11 protein-coding genes are annotated in these 21,383 nt (G+C 64.6%); 1 reads left to right on the top strand and 10 read right to left on the bottom strand.

What is annotated here, in order from left to right; genetic code table 11:
• The 10 genes from Q8Q80_RS18210 to aceE form a co-directional block, all read right to left on the bottom strand.
• On the bottom strand, positions 1–7,546 hold a 7,546-nt coding region (locus Q8Q80_RS18210; protein ID WP_305634275.1), incomplete at its 3' end, for a filamentous hemagglutinin N-terminal domain-containing protein.
• A gap of 176 nt (positions 7,547–7,722) precedes the next feature.
• Complete coding sequence (locus tag Q8Q80_RS18215; protein WP_305634276.1) at positions 7,723–9,309, bottom strand: ShlB/FhaC/HecB family hemolysin secretion/activation protein; 1,587 nt, start codon at positions 9,307–9,309, stop codon at positions 7,723–7,725.
• A 185-nt stretch (positions 9,310–9,494) separates the two neighbouring features.
• Positions 9,495–10,196 carry a phosphate signaling complex protein PhoU gene (phoU, locus tag Q8Q80_RS18220; RefSeq protein WP_305634277.1) on the bottom strand — a complete coding sequence of 234 codons (702 nt, stop codon included), beginning with the start codon at positions 10,194–10,196 and terminating at the stop codon, positions 9,495–9,497.
• Between the two features lie 55 nt (positions 10,197–10,251).
• Complete coding sequence (gene rpiA, locus Q8Q80_RS18225) at positions 10,252–10,923, bottom strand: ribose-5-phosphate isomerase RpiA (RefSeq protein ID WP_305634278.1); 672 nt, start codon at positions 10,921–10,923, stop codon at positions 10,252–10,254.
• Between the two features lie 3 nt (positions 10,924–10,926).
• Positions 10,927–12,042, bottom strand: a complete 1,116-nt coding sequence (locus tag Q8Q80_RS18230) for a nucleotidyltransferase family protein (RefSeq protein ID WP_305634279.1) — start codon at positions 12,040–12,042, stop codon at positions 10,927–10,929.
• Positions 12,039–12,947 carry an HprK-related kinase A gene (locus Q8Q80_RS18235; protein WP_371132788.1) on the bottom strand — a complete coding sequence of 303 codons (909 nt, stop codon included), beginning with the start codon at positions 12,945–12,947 and terminating at the stop codon, positions 12,039–12,041. The genes Q8Q80_RS18230 and Q8Q80_RS18235 overlap by 4 nt, the downstream gene beginning before the upstream one ends.
• Positions 12,948–13,114: 167 nt before the next feature.
• The gene (locus Q8Q80_RS18240; RefSeq protein ID WP_305634281.1) at positions 13,115–13,945 is read right to left on the bottom strand and encodes a hypothetical protein; all 831 of its coding nucleotides are present in this window, start codon (positions 13,943–13,945) and stop codon (positions 13,115–13,117) included.
• 177 nt (positions 13,946–14,122) lie between these two features.
• Positions 14,123–15,928, bottom strand: coding sequence for a dihydrolipoyl dehydrogenase (gene lpdA, locus Q8Q80_RS18245; RefSeq protein WP_305634282.1), 1,806 nt, complete (start codon positions 15,926–15,928; stop codon positions 14,123–14,125).
• A gap of 10 nt (positions 15,929–15,938) precedes the next feature.
• Positions 15,939–17,276 (bottom strand): dihydrolipoyllysine-residue acetyltransferase, encoded by a 1,338-nt coding sequence (gene aceF, locus Q8Q80_RS18250; protein ID WP_305634283.1) that lies wholly within the window; start codon positions 17,274–17,276, stop codon positions 15,939–15,941.
• 149 nt (positions 17,277–17,425) lie between these two features.
• Positions 17,426–20,101: a pyruvate dehydrogenase (acetyl-transferring), homodimeric type gene (gene aceE, locus Q8Q80_RS18255; protein WP_305634284.1), complete on the bottom strand. Its 2,676-nt coding sequence runs from the start codon at positions 20,099–20,101 to the stop codon at positions 17,426–17,428.
• Between the two features lie 382 nt (positions 20,102–20,483).
• Between aceE and Q8Q80_RS18260 the strand changes: the two genes are divergently transcribed.
• Positions 20,484–21,380, top strand: a complete 897-nt coding sequence (locus Q8Q80_RS18260) for a flagellar brake protein (protein ID WP_305634285.1) — start codon at positions 20,484–20,486, stop codon at positions 21,378–21,380.
• Positions 21,381–21,383: the final 3 nt, after the last annotated feature.

The following is a 21,383-nucleotide window of genomic DNA, read 5'->3' on the forward strand; positions in this document are numbered from 1 at the left end:
AGCCGATGGACAGCGAGTAGGAACTGGAGCCGTAGCCGAGATAGTTGTTGGCGCGCACGGCGTTGTGCGAACCGCCGAAGAGGATGGAGCCGTTACCGCCGATGGACCAGGGACCGGTGATGCTGCGCAGGTAGGTGCCGCCGTTGTCGGAGGCGAGGGTGATGTCGGCGTTGTCGAGCGTGAGCGCCCCGGCCACGCGCAGGTCGCCGTTGTTGCCGATGAGTACCTGCCCCGCCCCGACGCTGCTGCCCAGCCGCGACAGCGTGACATTGGCCAGTGAGCCTCCGCTCGCGTTGAACTGCGTGCCGATCATCAGTTGCAGCGCGTTCAGTGTGCCGCCAGTCATGACGTTGCTGCTGCCCGCAGCGAACAGACGACCTCCCGAGATGGTGCCACCCGAAATCGCCAGTGAGCCGGTGTGTAGTTCTGTGCCAATGTTCAGCGTGCCGCCGGACATCGTGAGCCGGCCATTGATGACCGAATCGTCGCTCAGCGTCAGCCCGCCGCTGACGATGGAAATGTTTTCGTTCGAGAACAGGCTGTTCACGGTGAACGGGCCGCTTGTCGCGGTACGCACCGTGACCGTCAGGTCACCGGCCTGGTCGATGACCACATCGTTGCCGGCCGTCGGAATCAGGCCGCCTGCCCAGTTGGCGGCAACGTCCCAGAAGCCCGAAGCGGTCGAGGTCCAGGTACTGGAAATGGTGCCGGTGGCAAAACTCAGCGCGTTCGAGAAGGTCGTTGCGGTCGCCGTCAGGCCGTTGGTGTCGATGTTGGCGAAGCTGCCGCTCAGGCAACCGTCTGCGTTGCAGGACAGGGCGGTGTAGCGATCCTGCGCGCTGAAGCTCAGACCCGCTGCAGGCGACAGCACCAGATCGCCACCCAGTGTCATGGTGCCGCTGACCTGTACACGATCCTGCTGGGATGCCGACACGCCCAGCACATCCGCTTCGATGCGACCGGCTGTGGTCTGCACGAAATTGCCGGTGATGTTCAGCGTGCCGGCCGCCAGGGGGCCGCCCGGGCGGACGACCCCGGCATTGGTCAGCGTGCCGCCGGCAACGCTGATGCTGCCGCTGCCCTGTATCGTTCCGGTGTTCTGCAGGTTGCCGCCGGTGATCAGCGAAGCGCCGCTGAATACATCCAGCGTGCCGGCGTTGACCGGGAAGCTGCTGGCGGTCAACACACCCTCTTCGACACGCAGCGTGCCGGTGTTGGTCAGCGGCATCGCCAGCGTCGTCGCTGCGGTGCCGGTCTTGCGCATCAGTCCGGCGTTGTCGATGCGGCCGTTGCCGCCCGCATTGATGTCGGCGACATTGTTCAGCACGAATTCGCCGGACGACAGCACCGAAATGCGTCCGTCGCCCGAGAATTGCAGAGCGCCACTCGAGTTGCTGGCCGTCAGGCGACCACCGACTTCCAGCGTGCGCGACAGCGTCTTGGTGCTGCCGGACAGGATGCGGCTTTCGCCGTTCAGGCGGGTCACACCCAGGCCACTCTGCGTGCCGGCGCTCCAGTCGAAGCCCGCGTTCACGGTAAGTCTGCCGATGCCGCTGATCGTGCCCGACGTGAAGCGCAGTGTGCCTGCGCCGTCGAAGCTGCTGTCGCCGGTTGTGCTCAGCGTGCCGCCCGACAACTCGAAAATGCCAGCGGCGACGCTGGCCGATTCTCCGGTGTTCAGTGTGAGCAGGCCGGAATCGACGCTCAGCACGCCGCTGCCGGTGGTCGAGAACACGGCGCCGTCGATGCTGCTGCCGGCCGTGTTGCCGTAGATCGACAGCGTGCCGCTGCTCGACGAAATATTGCCGCGCAGATCGAGGTAGCGCACGTAGGCGGTACCGGTGCCGCTGGACTTGGTGAGCGAACCCAGCGCAACGATGCCGCCGGTGCCTCCATTGCTGGTCGCGCGCTGGATCAGCACGTCGTTGCCGAGGTTCAGGCTGGCGCCCGCCGCGATCTCCAGCGTGCGGTTAAGCGTGCGCGTGCCGCTGCCGGTCAGGCTGACGTCGCTGACCAGACGGGTGACACCGGCGCCGGACATCGTGCCGGCTGTCCAGTTGAAACCGGAACCGATATTCAGCGTGCCGGCGCCGTCCAGCGTGCCGGACGACAGCAGGAAGGTGCCGGCACCGATGATCGACGACGTCCCGGCGGTCGACAGCGTCGCACCGGACAGGTCGAGCGTGCCCGCAGCGACGGTTGCGGTCTGCCCGTTGGTCAGCGTGAACAGGCCGGAATCCATCCGCATCAGACCGGTTCCGGACGTGGAGAAGCTCGCGCTGCCCAGACTGGTGCCGGCCGCGTTGCCGTAGAGGGACAGGATGCCGCTGCTCGACGACAGATTGCCCTGCAGGTCGAGGTACTGGAGGTAGGCAGTGCCGCTGCCGGAGGACTTGGTGAGCGCACCCAGTGCGACGATGCGGCCGGTGCCGCCACTGCTCGTCGAGCGCTGGATCACCACGTTGTCGCCGATGTCGAGGCTGCCGCCCGCGGCGATTTCCAGCGTGCGGTTCAGTGTGCGGGTGCCGCCGACGGTGAGGCTGACGGCGTTGACCAGGCGCGTCGTGCCGGTACCCGACATGACGCCGCCGGCCCAGTCGAAGCCGGAGGCGATGGTCACCAGGGCGCTGCCAGCGAGCGTCGCGCCACTCGAAATCAGCAGTTCGCCGCTGCCGGTGAAGGTGGTGTCGCTGTTGGCGCTGATCACGCCGGAGTCGAAATGAAAGCTGCCGGCGCCGCTCAGCGCGAACGTGCCGGAAATCAGGTTCCCGGCATTGCTGTCGCTGCGCAAGACCAGCGCGGTGCCGTCGGCAACGCTGATGTCGGCGCCCGCGGCAGCGCTCAGCACCGCGGTGCCACCGCTGCCCGCAGCCAGGTAGATCATTCCGTTGGTGGTTTCGGTCGCCAACTGGCCGCTTGCCAGCAGATGCAGCGTGCCGCCGTTGCCGACCTGCACGTAGTAGCCACTCGAATTGCCGAACGCGACCGTGCCGCCGACCTCCACCCTGCGGTTGACGAATTTGTAGGCCGAGGTGTTGTCGACGACGGTGCTGCCGGACAGCAGGGTGGTGCCGGTGCCCGACATCGTCCCGCCTGCCCAGGCGAAGGGGCCGCTGACGGCAAGGTTGCCGGAGCCGCTTATCGTTCCGCTCGAGAATCGCAGCGCGGATGACACCGTCGACGCATGGTTGAACGCAATGTTCGAACCGCTGATGCGCAGGGATCCCGGACCCGTGAAGTGGGTCGCGGCGGCCGTCGTCAGCAGGCCGGAATCGAACACCAGTTCGCCGGCACCGGTGAGGCCGAACGTGCCGGAAATCTGGTTACCGGTATTGTTGTCGCTGCGCAGGGTCAGCAAGGTGTCGCTTGCGGTGCTGATGTCCGAACCCGCATCGGCGGAAATCCGCGCCGTTCCGCCCGCCCCGGCGGCGAGGTAGATGAGCCCGTTGACGGTCGCGGTCGACAACTGTCCGCTGGCCGTCAGATGCAGGGTGCCGCCATCGCCGATCTGCAGGTAATACCCGTTTGAATTGCCGAACGAGAGACCCCCCTCCAGTTCCAGCCGACGGTTCAGGAATTTGTAGGCGGACGTGTTGTCGATGACGCCGTTGCCCGACAGCACGGTGGTGCCGGTGCCGGACATCGTGCCGCCCGCCCAGGTGAACGCACCGCCGATGTCGACGGCGCCGGAGCCGGCCAGCACGCCGTTCTCGAAACGGAATGCCGAATCGAATGTGGTCGCGTGATTCAGGTTCAGCGTGGTGCCGCCGACGCGCAGCAGTCCTGCGCCAGTGAAGCTTGTCGCAGCGTTGGTGGCGAAAGTGCCCGAGTCGAAATAGGTCGCACCGGCACCGGTCAGCGCGAAGGTTCCGCCGATCTGGTTGCCGGCATTGCTGTCGCTGCGTACGGTCAGCAATGTGCTTGCGCTCACGGCAATCGAAGATCCGGCGTCCGCGGTCAGACGCGCGAGGCCACCCGCCCCGGCCGCCAGGTAGATGAAGCCACTGGTGCCGGCGGTGGTCAGCTGTCCGCCCGACAACAGGTGCAGCGTGCCGCCGTCTCCGATCTGCAGGTAATAACCGACCGAATTGCCGAAGGTGAGGTCACCGGACACTTCGACCCGGCGATTGACGAATTTGTAGGCCGTGGTGTTGTCGATCACCGCGTTGCCCGACACGACCGTGACACCGGCGCCGGAGAAGGTTCCCCCCGCCCAGTCGAACAGGTTGTCCAACGTCAGTGTGCCGGCGCCGGCGATCGTACCGCCCGCAAAGCGGAAGCGACCGGCACCTGCGAAGCGGGTGGCGGCAGATACATCGATCACGCCGGAGTCGAACACCAGCGCACCCGCGCCCGACAGGCCGAAGGTGCCGGACATGCGGTTTCCGGCGGTGCCGTCGGTCCGCAGGGTCAGCAAGGTGCCGTCTGCGACATCGATGACCGAACCCGCGGCGGCCGTGAAGGCCGCCACGCCGCCGGTGCCCGCGCTCAGATACAACAGGCCGTTGCCGGTGCTGGTCGTCAGACTGCCGGTTGCGCCAAGATGCAGCGTGCCGCCGTTGCCGACCTGCAGGTAGTAGCCGCTGGTGTTTCCGAAGGCGAGGTTGCCGGTGACTTCGAGCCGGCGGTTCAGGTACTTGTACGTGCTGGTGTTGTCGATCGCGGTGCTGCCCGACAGCACCGTGGTGCCGGTGCCGCTCATCGTGCCGCCCAGCCACTCGAAGTCGCTGGCGATCGTCAGCAGGTGCGAACCGCCCAGTGCCCCGCCACTGGTCATGCGCAGCAGGCCGCTGCCGGAAATTGTCGTGTCTGCGCCGGTGGTGATCACACCGGAATCAAGCAGCAACGCACCATCGCCGGCCAGCGAGAACACGCCTGATATCAGATTGCCGGTGGTGCTGTCGCCACGAAGATTCAGCGTCGTCCCGCCGCCGACGTCGACGACTGCGCCGGCATCCGCGCTCAATGCGGCAGTTCCGCCATTGCCGGCGGCCAGGTAGATGAGGCCATTCGCGGTGCCGGTCGTCAGCGCACCGCCTGCGTTCAGATGCAGGGTGCCACCCGCCTCCACGTCGAGATAATAGCCGGACGAATTTTCGAGGCTGAGACTGCCGGACACGTTCAGGCGCCGCGCCAGATAACGGTAGGCGCTTGAATTGTCGATGACGCCGGCACCGGTCAGCGATACGGCACCGCCGGCGAGCATCCGGCCACCGCGCCAGTCCAGACCGCCCAGTGTCAGCGCTGCGTCGCCGCCGAGATTGCCCGTCAGGGTGAGGGTGCCGCTGATCGATGATGCCCCGCCCTGGAAGGCCAGCGTGCCGCTGCTTGCGACATAGTTGCCGATAATCTGCGTACCGCCCGCCGCGTTCAGCGTGGCGCCACCGGTGACCGTGTCGGACGCGATCTGGATGCTGCCGCCCGAGGTGTAGCCGGCGCCGAGCAGTTGCACGGTCGAGCCGTCGGAGGCACGCACGAGGATGCTGCCCGATGCCGTGCCCAGAACCGGCAGCAGTATGTTCGCGACCTGGTTGCCGACCTTTTCGCCGTTGCTGTAGCCCGTCTGCAACGTGATGTCGCCATCGCCCCGGGTGGTGATCTGCAGCGTGGTACCGTGCGCGCCGCCGGTGACCAGATCGATGCCGGCGCTGGCGCCGCCTTCTCCGGCGCCGAGATTGCGTGTTTCGATCAGCAGACTGCTGTTGCTGGCCAGCGCCAACTGACCGGTGGTTTCTTCGGCAACATTGCCGCTGGCGGTGTAGTTGAAGGCACTGCTGCCGACCGTCACGGAGCGCTGTGCGCGCAGGATGATGTCGGTGGTCTTGCTCTGTTCTTCGATCTCGCTTTCGAAAATGACCGTGGGGCCCAGTGCGTCTGCCGTGATCGTCCCCGGCGTCACGCCACCGCTGAAAAGCAGGCTACCGTCGTTGCTGCCGTCACCACTGCCACCCTGGATGATGATGGCCAGCGGGTCGAGCAGCAATTCGCCATTGCGGCCGCGCGCGGCGCGGGTGTCGGTGCGGCCGCGGTAGAGCAGGGCCACCTTGCCGGACACTTCGACCTGACCGCCGTTGCCGCCCTCGCGACCACCGCGTGCCCAGATGCTGCCGGCAAAGGCGGTGGCTTCATCGGCCCATACGACGATCTTGCCGCCATCACCGTTCAGCAGCGCATCGGACAGCAGGCTCACGCCATGTCCGACCCAGCTGACGCGCGCGTTGCGGACCTCCGCATTGGCGCCTTGCCAGTCGCCACCGACCAGGATGGAACCGCCGCCGGCATCGCCGGAAGCGTCGAGTACCGCATCGCCATCGAGCACGACCGTGTCGGCCGTGACGACGATGACGCCGCCCTGACCGGCTGATGCGCTGACCGGTGCCGCGGGAGCGGGGCCGGCAGCGGTGACCGGCAGGTCGAGGTCGTCGTCGGCGACGGATGCTGGAACGGGTGCGGCAACGGGTACGGGCGTGACTGCCGCAGTGGGCGCATCCACGCGGCCGACCGCACGCAGCGTGCCTTCGACCGTCGCGCGCTGTTCGGCGCTGACTTCGATACGGCCGCCCGAAGTGCCGCTCGCATCCACCAGGGCACCCGCATCCACCTTCACTTCGGGGGCGCTGATGTCGATCGAGCCGCCGGCGCCGTCGGCGGTTTGTGCAACCGTTTCCGACTGTGCGGTGAGCGTGACGGACTTCGAGCCGCGCAGCACGATGCGGCCGTCTTCGGTGCGGTGGGCACCGGTGGCCGATATCTTGCCGGCCTGCGTGAGCGCCGCGCCGAACATGCCGACACTGCCGCCGTGTGCAATCAGCTGACCGAGATTGATCGCCTCGCCACCGGCTTCGACCCTGACGCGCAGCGATGGCTGATGCGGATCGGCGATTTCGACACTCTTGCCCGCCGCCAGCACGATGTCACCGTTCTCGGCGGTGATCAGTCCGGTGTTTTCGACGTCGGTGGCGATCAGGATCAGCGGGCCGCCGGTCGTTTTCAGTGTGCCGTCGTTGCGCAGCTTGCCGGCATTGCCGTCGGCGTCGAACTTCATCCTGCCGGCGAGGAAGTCTTCATTCCGGATGTTGAGTGTCGACGCAACCAGCCCGGCGGTGTCGACCTTCGCGCCGGCACCGAACAGCACGCCATTCGGGTTGATCAGGAAAACGCGGCCGTTGGCGATCAGGTTGCCAAGGATTTTCGACGGATCCTGACCGACCACGCGATTGAGTACGCTGGCGGTCGAGCCCGGCTGAATGAAGCGGGTGGTTTCGCCCGGCTGGATCGAAAACTGCTGCCAGTTGATGATGGCCTTGTCGCTGGCCGTGATGTTCAGCGTGCTGCCCTGGACCTGAACGCCGACGTTGCCGTGCACCACCTGATGACCGGTCGGGTTCGCGATCGCAAGGCCGGGCAAAGCAGCCGCCATGGCCGCCACGACACGACGCAGCGCACGTGCGCCGCCGCCCTTGCCGCGTGCCTTCGTTTCTTCCGGCACCGGGACGTAGCCGCCCTTCTCTTCGGAAAAAACCAGTCTGTAGCGACCCTTGTTCATTTCGGCCTCAAGTTCTTCTCCGCGAGGCCGTGAACACGATCACCGCTGCTTCGGGTAATCCGGTTCAGGCCCGCGCGGGCCAACGCAAAAATTCCGACTGCATCCCCGCATGTCGTAATGCATGTCGTAATGTCTGGAGTGAGCGATACCGCTTCCGCCCCTTTTGATGCTGCTGCCTAGAAACTCAGGCTGAACGACGCGTGAACCCGGTGACTGCCGGACGCGTAACGGTCTGCGCCATCGATCAGACGAGCGTAGTCGATCCGCCCCGAGAGCCATGTGGAATAGTTGACGCGCAGGCCCACGCCGGCCGAGAGCACGCCATCCCCTGCAGTTTCCCCCGGCAGCGGATTGACTCTGTAAAGATGTGCAACGTCGCCGAACAGCACGCCGCGCATCACCCAGATGTCCTCCGTCCAGGCCGGTGTATCGAGGTCGGCGCTGATCCGCCAGCCCCGATCGTTGGCCAGCACGCGCTCGCGCAAGCCGCGCACAGACTCGGCTCCGCCAATACCGAACTGTTCGCCGGACACCAGTTCGTCGCGGGTGTATTGCCCCTGTGCCTGCAGACGCACGCGCCAGTCGCGCGGCAACAACTGGAACCACGAAGCGCTGGCGCGCATCACCGCGAAGCGCGCGTTGGCACCGGCGCGCAGAGCGTTAAAGTCTGTGTCGCGTCCATGTTCGCCGCCCTGCAGGTTGCGCGCGACGCTGATCTGCACGCCGGCTTCGCGCGTTTCGCCGAGCCAGTTGCCGCTCCACGACAGGGAAACCGGATGCGTGATGACGCGCGGCACGAGATTGCCGGGTGTGTTGTCGAGCAGGAAGCTGCTGTCGAAGTCGCGCCAGTCGGCGGCCAGGCTGATGCGCTGCGACAACTCGCCGATGCGCGGCAGGTGCCAGTTGTGGCGCGCGGAAAAGATGCGGCCGCTGCCCGACACGGTTGCGGTCGAATTCAGTACCTGCACCTGACCTGAACTGACGCTGGAAAAGCCGGCCACCAGATCGATGGAGTTACCGCTTTGGTATAACGGAATGCGGTAGCCGAGGCCGACGATGGTCACGTCGGACGGCTGTTCGATCGAGGTCGTGTATTGCACCGTTGCGACGTGGTCGCGGTTGAACAGGTTGTTGTGTTGCAGACCGACCGAAACGCGGTGCGTACCGGTCGATGGCGTGCCGCTGTTGTCCACGGTCACGAATCTGCGCAGCGGATTGCTGTCCGTGACCGATACGGTTGCCGCGATTTCGCCCGGTTTGCGCGCCGAGCGGAACGTCACGTCGGTCCGCTTCGAAGCATTTTCATTGGCCAGCGCCAACTGGTGCGCGACGGCTTCTGTATTGGGCATGCTGCCTTCCTCAAGGGCGGGCAGGCTGCGCCGGATGTTCTCGTCGTCGTGGTGCATTGCGCCCTGCAGCGTCAGCGCTTCGAGCTTCGGCTCGAGCACCTCGAGCGTGACCGTGCCGCTGCTCAGTTCCTGTTCGGGAATGCCGACCTGCGCCGCGCCGAAGCCGCGCTGGTGGTAGGCGGACTGCAGCGCAGTGCGCGCCGCTTCGATCTCGGCAAATCCGACCGCCTTGCCGACATAGGGGGTGAGCAGCGCATCGACTTCCGGCGGCCGGAAAACCGTACCGCCAGCGACCGCGTAGCTCCGGACTTCGAATCGCGGACCGTCGGAGGATTCTTCCGCGCGCACATCCGCCGACGCGAATACAGCCCCGCCCACGATCGCGAATGCAAGTCCCGCGTTGACAATCGACACTGACGACCCCCGTCCATCTTAAGTTCTTGTATCTGGCGGAGTTTAGAGGGTTTGCGGCGGATTTACACCCCGCCGAACAGCCTAGGTTGACCGACAGCGGGTTTTGCCGTTGCGTGGATGCAAAAGGGTGAGCCCGTCACACGGCAATCAGGGTGTGCGGGAAGTGAAAGCGAGCTGAAAAAGCCTCAGTCAGCTGCGGCCGCGGCCTCCATGGCAGCCAGCCCGGCATGTCTCACATCGGTTCCCTTGACCATGAACACGACGTACTGCGCCATGTTCTTCGAGTGGTCGCCGATGCGCTCGATCGCCTTGGCGATGAACAGCATGTCCAGCCCGCAGGAAATCGTGCGCGGGTCTTCCATCATGAACGTGATGAGCTGGCGCATGATGGATTTGAATTCTGCGTCGACTTCCTTGTCCTGGCGCACGACTTCGGTGGCGCTGACCAGATCCTGGCGGGCCAGTGCATCCAGCGTGCGGCGCAGCATGTCGACCGCCATCGACGCGGCGTGGCGCAGCTCGACGCGCGGCACGAAGATGGCGTCGGACTCGAGAATGTGCCGCCCCATCTTGGCAATCTTCTTCGCTTCGTCGCCCACGCGCTCCAGATCGGTGATGGTCTTGACCATTGACATGATCACGCGCAGGTCGCTGGCGGCCGGCTGACGCTTGGCAATCAGGTGATTGCACGCCTCATCCAGCTCGATTTCCATCGCATTGACCCTTTTTTCGGTCGCGATGACTTCTTCGAGCAGCGGCAGGTTGCGCTCGATCACGCCGCGCATCGCGTGCTCGATCTGCTGTTCGATCAAACCGCCCATCTGCAGCAAGCCGGTCCGCAGGCCTTCCAGTTCGTGGTCATAGCGCTTGGAAATGTGCTCGCTCATGTCGGTGCGTTCCGGAAGGTGGTTTGGGGATGAGACTGCCTGTGAGCCAGAGTGTTCAGCCGCGCAGCGTTTTCACGCCATCGGGCGAGGATATCAGTGCAATGTCGGCGCGGCGACGGGCGAACAGGCCATTGGTCACAGTGCCGGTCAGGTGGTCCAGCTCGGTTTCGAGCGCGACCGGATCGGTGATGGACAGGCCGGATACGTCGATGATCAGGTTGCCGTTATCGGTCACGAAGCCTTCGCGCACCTTCGGCACACCGCCCAGACGGAGCAATTCCCGCGACACCAGCGCAACGGCCATCGGAATGACTTCGATCGGCAGCGGGAAGCGTCCCATCACGTCGACGCACTTCGACGCGTCGGCGATGCACACGAAGCAGTCCGACGCCGCGGCCACGATCTTCTCGCGCGTCAGCGCGCCGCCACCACCCTTGATCAGATGCAGGCCGGGGTCAATCTCGTCCGCGCCGTCGACATAGACCGGAATGCGCCGTCCCGAGGCGATCGCCTCGTCGAGCGACAGCACGGCGACGCCATGACCGCGCAGCCGCGCAGCCGACGCTTCCGAACTGGCGATTGCCCCGGCGACATTGACGCCTTCGGAGGCCAGCAGGTCGATGAAGTGATTGGCGGTCGAACCGGTGCCGACTCCTAGCAGTTCGCCCTCGACCACATGTGCCAGTGCCGAACGGGCCACAGCCTTCTTCAGATCATCGTTGTTCATCGCTCATCTTGCGGAATCGGTTTCAGCGTCATTATCGGTCTTTTTCGTCAGCTTCATGACGGCTTTGCGGCTCAGGTGGACGACCAGCAGATGGACCGGCATACGCAGCCAGTGACCGCGTAGATAAAGGAGGAACTGGCTGACGGGTGTCAGGGCATCCATGGCGCTCTCGTGTTGGGGCGACAGCGCACGTGTGAACAAAGTGTCCAGTACCTTCAGATGCAACGGACCCGGAGCCATGCCCTGTAGCGCCGACGCTGTGACGGGCGGTATCTCGAGCGAAAGTATCCGCTCCAGATAACGGAAGGCAAGATAGATGGGGCGCCTCAGGCCGACGCCGGCTGCGCGCGCAAGCAGCTTTTGGTCGAAGCATGCGTCGCGGCTGCGGAATTCCGTGATCAGCGAGTAGAGGTCGAAAAGATCGCGCAACCCGCTGTGAAACTCGCTTTCCAGAAACAGGTGTGTTGCGCTGTGCAGCACCATGTCCTGCGGTGAAAGTGTCATCAGCCGGCTGTCGGACGCAAGCGGTTCGGCTGCCGCGAGCATCGCCGACGAATCAGCAAGAATTCGCGACGTCAGCGGCGTCAGTGCGTGATGGATATCGAGCGTGGTGCCGCGACGAATGTGCGACATCGGCGGAATCTCGTGCATCCATTGCCGGTAGTAACGTTGGTCGTAAGCGTCACGATGCTGACTGACCCAACCATCCACCATGAGTCGTGCTTCGACTTCTCCCAGCTTTTCGCGGGGCACCAGGATATCGATGTCGGAAAAGGTCCGTCCATGACCGGCCTCGAGACCGCGAAGGACGTACGCGCCGCCCTTCAGCACCACTATCCGGTCATCGAAGGATTTCAGTGCGTCCAGTATCTGACGTATTTCATGACCCAGCGACAAATGCTGCTCCGCCACCAGTTGCGCGGCCGAGGCGAGGTGGAGCCACACCCGTTCCGGCACGTGATGCGCATGTCCGCTCCGGGAAATGACATGATGCAAAAGCCCGAGCAACTTCGACTTTCGGGCTTGCACGATGACCGTCTCCCACTGCCGCAAGGACATGTCAGCGGCACGCCCAGGGGCCACGAGCAGGATGCAGAGCGGCAGTTTTATTGCGGTCATCGCGTCGCGCGCATGTCGGCGAGCGCATCGAAGCAGGCTATCGCTTCGTCAAGGATGCTGTACTCGAACTCGAAACATCCGCTTGCGGCTGCGGTGCTCGCCAGTGTGCGGAAGGCCTGCTCGCCGAGACGGTCGCTGTTGAACGAGTTGTCGGCAAGCGCGATCACGGTGCGCGCACGGGTCATCGGCGACAGACGCAGCGCACTGCCCGCCCGGTACTTCGGAAACGCGATCCAGCCGGGGCGCGCCCGGACGTGTGTATCAGCGAGTGCCGATGACGGTACCTTCATGTGCGCCACGTCACCCTTGTGGGTATCGGCAAAAACAGGCCCGATGACGTCGACGCCCGCATATTCACGCATGACGTCGATCGACCGGTTCTTCAGGCTGATCGGGCGCGGAAAAGGAATCAGTTCCAGTGTATCCGGGGTGATCATGGCGAGCTCATCGGACAGCAGTCGCCAGCCGCGCGCAGTCAGGCCGGCGCACAGCGTACTTTTGCCGGAACCCGGCGGTGCCGGAAGAATGAGGCCGAAGCCGTTGCGCTCGACCACCGCAGCATGAATCAACACGCAACGGTGCATGTGCATCGCGATGCACCAGTTCAGGCCCCACTCGAAAAGCGGAAAGGCCTGGTGTTCCGGCAGTGGCTTGAACGGACGTACACCATCGAGATCGAACGTGATCTGCGGATGGATCGGTCTGCGGAGAAATCCCGGCGTGACCAGCCTTACGGAAAAATCACAAAACCCGTCAGCCGGCTCGGGAGGGTTGTCCGCATAAAAAAAATCGAACGCACGCCAGAACGCGGGCAAATCACATTGCACGCGTACCGAAAAGCTTCCGATTCTGATCTGGGAGTGTTTCAGGGGAACAACCTGCTGCGCGGATGGGTGGTCGGCCACGCAGCTTAACGGCTTGTGACGCCTGCTGCCTTACTGCTGCAGTACTTCCACGACAGCGAGTGTGCAGTGCGCCGCGTCATAGACCACGGCTTCCGTTTCGTCAGCAAACCGGGCCACAAGAAGACCTTCAGTTTCGATGAACTCTACCCGACAGGGCGGGTTGTCGCTTATCCCCACGTGGTGTTCAGGTAGTCCTGGATCTGACCGGCATCGAGTCCTGTTCCCATCAACTGGTATTGCCCTGAGGTGCTCGTGCCGCCACCCGTGATCGAATTCCAGATCGCACGAAGCTGGAGGATCGTGACCGGGTAGGTCGTCGGGTAGGCCTTTGCATTCAATACCGCTGCTGCAATATGGCGGGCGAATTGTCCGATCGGTTGTGGAAAGGCCTCTGCGTTGTTGCCGTAGGCGACCAGTTCCCAAAGACTCACCTGACGGGTTCCGTTGCCGCCAAGACCCGGTATGCCGGTCAGACCGACCGTCGTACCCAACGCGGTAGCAAGCGTTGTGCCGAGCGTACATGCGACAGTCGAGCCACTGACCGTGACCGTGCCGGATACCCTCCACTTCGAGGTGTCCTTGATTTCGGGGAAGGGCGGCGGGTTGGTGCTTGTGTAGATGTTCCAGCGGCTACTGACCTTTTGGCAGATTTTCGGCGCCGGCACCGGCCAGTCGCTCGTGAAGCGGCTGCACTGTTGCCAGAAGCCGGGTGACAAGCCGATCTTGCAGTTCGGTGTCGTTCCATCGTTCCGGCTTACGTTGCCCGACATCTGCCCGGACAGCGTGCATTGGTAGGGCGTTTCGAACGTGGATTTCGCCTGCCGCGCCATCAGCACGCCGCCTACCGCGAACCCGGCCTTGAGCAGGCTGCGGCGCAGTGCCGTCTCCTGCGGTGTCGGTAACGAAGCGTCGCGAGTGCGATCGATTTCCGATTTATTTTCCATTTGTTCGTTGCCCAATATGTTGTAACCGCCATGCGTGCCGGAGTCTATCGTCAAACATGGGACTCATGCCTGTGCAGACGATCACGTAACGCTACGGTATCGAACAGAGGGTATGCAAGAAACAGGCCGTCGATTGGCGCTTTGCCAACACTCTGTTTTTAAAAAATTAATTTAATCTTCGTCCCTTTTTCCCTGGGTTTTGTAAGAAAAGTCGACAAGCGTGCGCTGTAGTCATCGGGTCGATCGGGGCAGATCGGTGCAACTTCCTTCCGCCACTTCAGCGGCCAGTCCGATCGATTCGCCAAGCGTGGGATGCGGATGGATCGTGTGGCCGATATCGACCGCATCGGCCCCCATTTCGATCGCCAGAGTGATCTCTCCGATCATGTCGCCAGCCGATACGCCGACGATGCCGCCGCCCGCGATGCGACCGCTCTCGGCGTCGAAGATCAATTTGGTGAAGCCCTCGTCGCGGCCGTTGGCGATGGCGCGGCCGCTGGCGGCCCAGGGGAATTTTCCGATCGTCACCTTGCGGCCCTGCGCCCTGGCGTCGTCTTCGGTCAGACCGACCCAGGCCACTTCAGGGTCGGTGTAGGCGACCGACGGAATCACCGTGGCGTCGAATTGGCGCTTGTGGCCGGCAATCACCTCGGCCGCGACATGGCCTTCGTGCACCGCCTTGTGCGCCAGCATGGGCTGACCGACGATGTCGCCGATGGCATGGATGTGCTCGACATTGGAGCGCATCTGGCTGTCGACCGGGATGAAGCCGCGCTCGTCCACGCGCAGGCCGGCAGCTTCGGCGTTCAGCCTGCGTCCGTTCGGCGAGCGCCCGACCGCGACCAGCACGCGATCGTAAACCTGCGGCTCCGCTGGCGCCTTTGCACCTTCGAACGTCACCCGGATGCCGTCCGCGGTGGCTTCGGCGCCGGTGACGCGGGTATTCAGCATGACGGCGTCGAAGCGGTGGGTGTTCTTCTTCTCCCATACCTTGGCGAGGTCGCGGTCAGCACCCTGCATCAGGCCGCCGGTCATTTCGACCACCTCGATGCGGGCACCCAGCGTCGAATACACCGTGGCCATTTCCAGCCCGATGATGCCGCCGCCGATCACCAGCATGCGCTTCGGAATGTCGGCCAGCAGTAGCGCGCCGGTCGAGTCGACGACGCGCGGGTCGTCCGGCATGAAAGGCAGTTTCACCGCCTGACTGCCGGCGGCGACGATGCAGTGGCCGAACTTCAGCACGGTCTTCTCGCCGGTTTCGGTCCTGCCGTCGCCGGAGGTGAGGGCGACCTCAACATGGTTCGGATCGACGAAGCGGGCGGTGCCGCGCACCACTTTCACCTTGCGCGCCTTTGCCATGCCGGACAGGCCGCCAGTCAGTTTGCCGACCACCTTGTCCTTCCAGCCGCGCAGGGCGCCGAGGTCCACTTCGCGCGCGCCGAACCTGATGCCGTGCGCGGCCAGTGCTTCGGCCTCGTCGGCCACTGCCGCGACGTGCAGCAGCGCCTTGGACGGGATGCAGCCCACATTCAGGCAGACGCCGCCCAGTGTCGCGTAGCGCTCGACGATGATCACGTCCAGACCGAGGTCGGCGGCGCGGAAGGCCGCCGAGTAGCCGCCGGGGCCGCCACCGATCACCAGCACGGTGCAGCTTTCGTCGGCTTTGGCCGGTGCGCTGCCCGTGGCCGGGGCAGGTTCGGCGACCGATCGCGGCGAGGACGCCGCGCCCACAGGGGATGCTTCCACCAGAGCCGCTTCCACCGGGGTGACTCGTGCAGGCATCGCTCCAGCGGACGCCGCGGCCTCCATCGTCAACACGACGCTGCCTTCTGACACGCGGTCGCCCACCTTCACATTCAGCTCGACGATGCGGCCGGCCTGCGGCGCGGGGATGTCCATTGTGGCCTTGTCGGACTCGAGCGACATCAGCGGTGCGTCGGCCTCTACGGTGTCGCCCGGCTTCACCATGATTTCGATGATGGGTACGTCGTTGAAGTCGCCGATGTCGGGGATTTTTACAGTCAATGTGCTCATGTCGGTCTCCTTACATCAGCACGCGGCGCATGTCGGCAAGCAGCGCCGCGACATGGGCATTGAAGCGGGTGGCCGCCGCGCCGTCGACCACGCGGTGGTCAGCGGTCAGCGAAAGCGGCAATATCAGGCGCGGCTGGAAGGCCGAGCCGTCCCACACCGGCTTCATCGTGGTGCGGCTGACGCCCAGGATGGCGACTTCCGGCGCGTTGATGATGGGCGCGAATCCGGTGCCGCCCAGACCGCCGACGCTGGAAATGGTGAAGCAGGCGCCCTGCATTTCGGCAGCAGACAGCTTCCCGTCGCGCGCTTTGGCCGCCAGGTCGCCGCATTCGGCGGCCAGCTGGGCCACGCCCTTTTTGTCGGCGTCGCGGATGACCGGCACCATCAGCCCGCCCGGCGTGTCGGCAGCGAAACCAATGTGGCAGTACTGTTTCAGGATGAGCGCCGGTTCTTCGGCCTGCAGGTCAATCGAACTGTTGAAGTCGGGAAACTTCTTCAACGCCGAACACACCGCCTTGATGATGAACGCAAGCATGGTCAGCTTGACGCCGCCCTTGGCCTGTTCCGCGTTGATTTGCTGGCGGAAGGCTTCGAGGTCGGTGACGTCGGCGTCCTCGTGATAGGTGACTGCCGGGATCATGACCCAGTTGCGCGACAGGTTCGCCGCGCTCAGTTTGCGGATGCGCGACAGTGGCTTGCGTTCGATGTCGCCGAACTTCGTGAAATCAACCTTGGGCCAGGGCAGCAGATCCAGCCCGGTGCCGCCACCGGTCGCTGCCGGCGCGGCGGCCGGCGCTTGCAGCGCACCCTTGACGAAGGCGTTGATGTCCTCGCGCATGATCCGGTTCTTCGGTCCGCTCGCCGCGACCCGGGTCAGATCGACCCCCAGTTCGCGGGCGTAGGCGCGTATCGACGGACTGGCATGTGCCTTGCTGCCGCCGAGCCGTTGTGCTGCGGCGTCGGCGGCAGCCGGCTTGGAATCGCCGGGCGTCGACTGGCCGGTCGCGGCCGGGGCGGCGGTCGCGACCGCCATCACCGGTGGTGGCGCAACCGGCAGCGCTGCCACGCCGGCCGATGGAGCGGTCACCGACGCAGTGGCCGCCTCCGGCGCGCCCGCTTCCATCGTGCCGATGATCGCGCCCTGCGACACGCGGTCGCCGACCTTGACGGTGATCTGACCGATCACGCCGGCGGCCGGCGCCGGAATGTCCATCGTGGCCTTGTCGGATTCGAGCGTCACCAGCGGTGCGTCCAGTGCAACGCGGTCGCCCGGCTTTACCAGGACTTCGATGACCGGCACATCGGCGAAGTCGCCGATATCAGGTACTTCTATATTGATCGTGCTCATTCATGCCTCGCATTCGGGTGCAGCCGCCCTGTCCGGGCGGGAGGTGTTCGGGAAGGGCCCTGACGCTGACAAGCACCGAAAAATCGGTTGCTGGCGGTCAAGGTCGTGACCCGACCACCGCGTTCATCTCGGGCAGGCCCTTTCTTCGCTCAGACATACAGCGGGTTGGGCTTGGTCACGTCCAGGTCGTAGCGCGCGATGGCCTCGGCCACCTTTGCGCGGTCCAGCGCGCCATCGTCCGCCAGCGCCTTCAGCGCCGCGACCGTCACCCAGTGTTTGTCCACCTCGAAATGCGCGCGCAGCGCCTCACGCGTGTCGGAACGCCCGAAACCGTCGGTGCCCAGCACGACGTAGCGGCGCGGCACAAAGCCGCGGATCTGCTCGGCGAACAGGCGCACGTAGTCGGTCGCGGCGATCACCGGGCCGCGCGTGTCGCGCAGGCAATGCTCAACATGCGACATGCGCGGGCCTTCCAGCGGATTGAGCAGGTTCCAGCGCGCGCAGTCGGCGCCGTTGCGCGCCAGCTCGGTGAAGCTGGGGCACGACCACAGGTCGGCCTCGACACCCCAGTCGCTGCGCAGCAGTTCCGCCGCGGCGATCACCTCGCGGAAGATGGTGCCGCTGCCGGTCAGCTGCACGCGCGGGCCGTTCGATGCCGCACCGCGGCGGAACAGGTACATGCCTTTCAGGATGTCCGCTTCGGCCCCGTCGGGCATCGCCGGGTGCTCGTAGTTCTCGTTCATCACCGTGAGGTAATAGAACACGTCTTCCTGCTCCGCCATCATGCGGCGCAGGCCGTCCTGCACGATCACCGCGACTTCATACGAGAAGGTCGGGTCGTAGCTGATGCAGTTCGGAATGGCGGCCGACCACAGGTGCGAGTGGCCGTCTTCATGCTGCAGCCCTTCGCCATTGAGCGTCGTGCGCCCGGCCGTGCCGCCGATCAGGAAGCCGCGCGAACGCTGGTCGCCGGCCGCCCAGATCAGGTCGCCGACGCGCTGGAAACCGAACATCGAATAGAACAGATAGATCGGTATCGTGGCGACGCCGTGCACCGAGTAGCTGGTCGCGGCGGCGATCCAGTCGCTCATGCCACCCGCTTCGTTGATGCCTTCCTGCAGGATCTGGCCGGTTTTCGATTCCTTGTAGAACATCAGCTGGTCGGCGTCCTGCGGCACGTACTTCTGGCCTTCCTGGTTCCAGATGCCGATCTGCCGGAACATGCCTTCCATGCCGAAGGTGCGCGATTCGTCCGGCACGATGGGCACCACGCGCTTGCCGACATGCGGGTCGCGCAGCAGGATGTTCATGATGCGCACGAAAGCCATCGTGGTCGACAGTTCGCGCCCGTCGCCGGACGCCTTGAGCAGGGCGTCGAAGGCGGACAGCGGCGGCACCTCGAGCGGCTCGGCCTTCGTGCGGCGGCTCGGCAGGTAGCCGCCCAGCGCCATGCGCCGTTCGCGCATGTATTGCAGTTCCTTCGAACCTTCCTCGAACTTCAGATAGGGCAGGTTTTCGATGTCGGCGTCGCTGATCGGCAGGTCGAACCGGTCGCGGAAGCCGCGCAGCGATTCCAGGTCGACCTTCTTCTGCTGGTGCGAAATGTTCTGCGCCTCGCCCGAGCCGCCCATGCCGTAACCCTTGATGGTCTTGGCCAGGATGACCGTCGGCTGGCCGGTGTGCTTGACCGCCGCGTCGTAGGCGGCGTACACCTTGTGCGGATCATGCCCGCCGCGGTTCAGGCGGAAGATGTCCTCGTTGCTCCAGTTGGCGACCATGGCTGCCAGTTCCGGGTACTTGCCGAAGAACTGCTCGCGCACGTAGGCGCCGTCGCGCGCCTTCATGGTCTGGTACTCGCCATCGACCACTTCCATCATGCGCTGGGCCAGCAGGCCGTTCTTGTCCTGGGCCAGCAGAGGGTCCCAGTAGCCGCCCCACAGCAGCTTGATCACATTCCAGCCGGCGCCGCGGAAATCGCCTTCCAGTTCCTGGATGATCTTGCCGTTGCCGCGTACCGGGCCGTCCAGGCGCTGAAGATTGCAATTGACGACGAACACCAGGTTGTCGAGTTTCTCGCGCGCCGCCATGGCGATCTCGCCCAGCGTTTCCGGCTCGTCGGTTTCGCCGTCGCCGATGAAGCACCACACCTTTCGGCCTTCGGTGTTGGCGATGCCGCGGTCCTGCAGATACTTCATGAAACGGGCCTGATAGATGGCCTGCAGCGGCCCGAGGCCCATCGACACCGTCGGGAACTGCCAGAAATCGGGCATCAGCCACGGATGCGGGTAGCTCGACAGGCCTTCGCCGCCGACTTCCTGGCGGTAGTTGTCGAGCTGTGACTCGCTGATGCGATCGAGCAGGAAGGCGCGCGCATACACGCCAGGCGCCGAATGGCCCTGGAAGTAGATCAGGTCGCCGCCGTGGGTCGGGCTCGGGGCACGCCAGAACCAGTTGAAACCCACGTCATACAGCGTCGCGCTCGAGGCGAAGCTTGCGATGTGGCCTCCGACATTGGTGTCCTTGTTCGCGCGCAGCACCATGGCCATCGCATTCCAGCGGATGTAGCTGCGGATGCGGTGTTCGATCTCGTAGTCACCAGGCGCCTGCACCTGCTTGCCGGCCGGGATGGTGTTTACATATGCAGTGGTGGCCGTGTATGGAATGTTGATGCCGGCGCGCCGCGACAGCTCGGTCAGCCGCTCGATCAGGTAATGCGCACGCTGCTCGCCGGCGTGTTCGATCACGCCTTCCAGCGCGTCCAGCCATTCCTGGGTTTCGACGGCGTCCGGATCCGGGGCCAGCAGGGGGTGGGGTCGTGCAGACACAGAACTTCTCCTCTTGTTTGATCGACCGTTCGATCAACTGCACTGCCGATGCACAACCCGACCGGGGCATGGAGCCCGTCCGGGGTGGTCAGCGTGCCGGGCGAAGAGAGGCTCGTCCGGGGCGCCTGTCCGTCTGCGCATGGGTGATGCAAGTGTCGACAGCTCTGAAACGGCAGCGGGTGGCTGCCAGGGCAGCGCCGTACGCAGGGATCGCCCGCGTCAGCGTGACCGCATTATGGGACACGCCCGGGACCGGCGACCAGTCGTGGATAACCGAAACGCCACACCGGGCACAAGGCGCATCACGAATGCTTCCCGGTGACATCAAGTTTTGCTGCGAGGTGTCGATAGGTTTGCAGACCATCCATTTCCGGAGTGACAGATGATTCCTGTTCGAAAGTCAGACGTCGCGATCGGCAAACCGTTGCCGTATTCACTGTTCGACCAGAACAACAAGCTGCTGCTGAAAGCCGGCGTGATCGTGCAGACGCAGAACCAGCTTGATGTGCTGAGCGAACGGGGGCTCTACCGGGACACGGTCAGTACCAGCCTGCCGTCGGTGACGGCGCGCGCCGGTCAGGAAAACGAGTCCAGACGAGAGGGCGAGAAAGCCGGCGTTCAGCTCGAACTGGAGGACATCCGCCTGCAGATCGGCGACATCTTCCAGCTTCAGGGCGCCGGCGACGACGCGCAGCGCTACACGGTCCGGCTGCTCGGCTATTCCAAGGGCCGCAGCATCATGGTGACTGCGCCGATGGTCGAAGGCAGCTATGCGATCGTGAAGCAGGACGCCGCGTTTGTCGTCCGGCTGTTTTCCGGCAAGAGCGTTTACGCATTTTCAGCGCATGTACTGAAGATGGCGAACACCCCTTTCCCCTACCTGCACCTGAGCTATCCGAAGAAAGTCAGCGGCATGCGTGTGCGTCAGGCGCAGCGGGCAGCGGTCCGGATCATTGCTGCGGTGACCGACGCGACCGGCACTGCGCATGCGGCGACGCTGATCGACATCAGCAAGGGTGGCGCGCTGCTGGCCGGCAAGTCGGCGCTGGGCGCAACCGGCAGCTCATTCACCTGCAAGTTTCGCCTGCAGTTCGACGACATCGACCAGTTCGTGCAGGTGGGCGGCGTCATCCGTTCGGTCACGCACGCCAGTGACCCCGAAGGCGAGCAGGCCATCCTGAACCACGGCGTTGAATTCACCGATATTCCCGAGCAGGACCGACTGGCGCTGACCGCTTTCGTCTACAACAGGATCATCGCGCTCAGCGAAGGCGGCTGATCA

Source organism: Methyloversatilis sp., from assembly GCF_030698125.1.
Lineage (GTDB): Bacteria > Pseudomonadota > Gammaproteobacteria > Burkholderiales > Rhodocyclaceae > Methyloversatilis.

What these genes read in the sequence shown, in the direction of transcription:
- rpiA (WP_305634278.1), bottom strand. Translation starts at nt 10,923, where the DNA reads ATGAACAACGATGATCTGAAGAAGGCTGTGGCCCGTTCGGCACTGGCA.
- phoU (WP_305634277.1), bottom strand. Translation starts at nt 10,196, where the DNA reads ATGAGCGAGCACATTTCCAAGCGCTATGACCACGAACTGGAAGGCCTG.
- lpdA (WP_305634282.1), bottom strand. Translation starts at nt 15,928, where the DNA reads ATGAGCACATTGACTGTAAAAATCCCCGACATCGGCGACTTCAACGAC.
- Q8Q80_RS18260 (WP_305634285.1), top strand. Translation starts at nt 20,484, where the DNA reads ATGATTCCTGTTCGAAAGTCAGACGTCGCGATCGGCAAACCGTTGCCG.
- Q8Q80_RS18230 (WP_305634279.1), bottom strand. Translation starts at nt 12,042, where the DNA reads ATGACCGCAATAAAACTGCCGCTCTGCATCCTGCTCGTGGCCCCTGGG.
- aceF (WP_305634283.1), bottom strand. Translation starts at nt 17,276, where the DNA reads ATGAGCACGATCAATATAGAAGTACCTGATATCGGCGACTTCGCCGAT.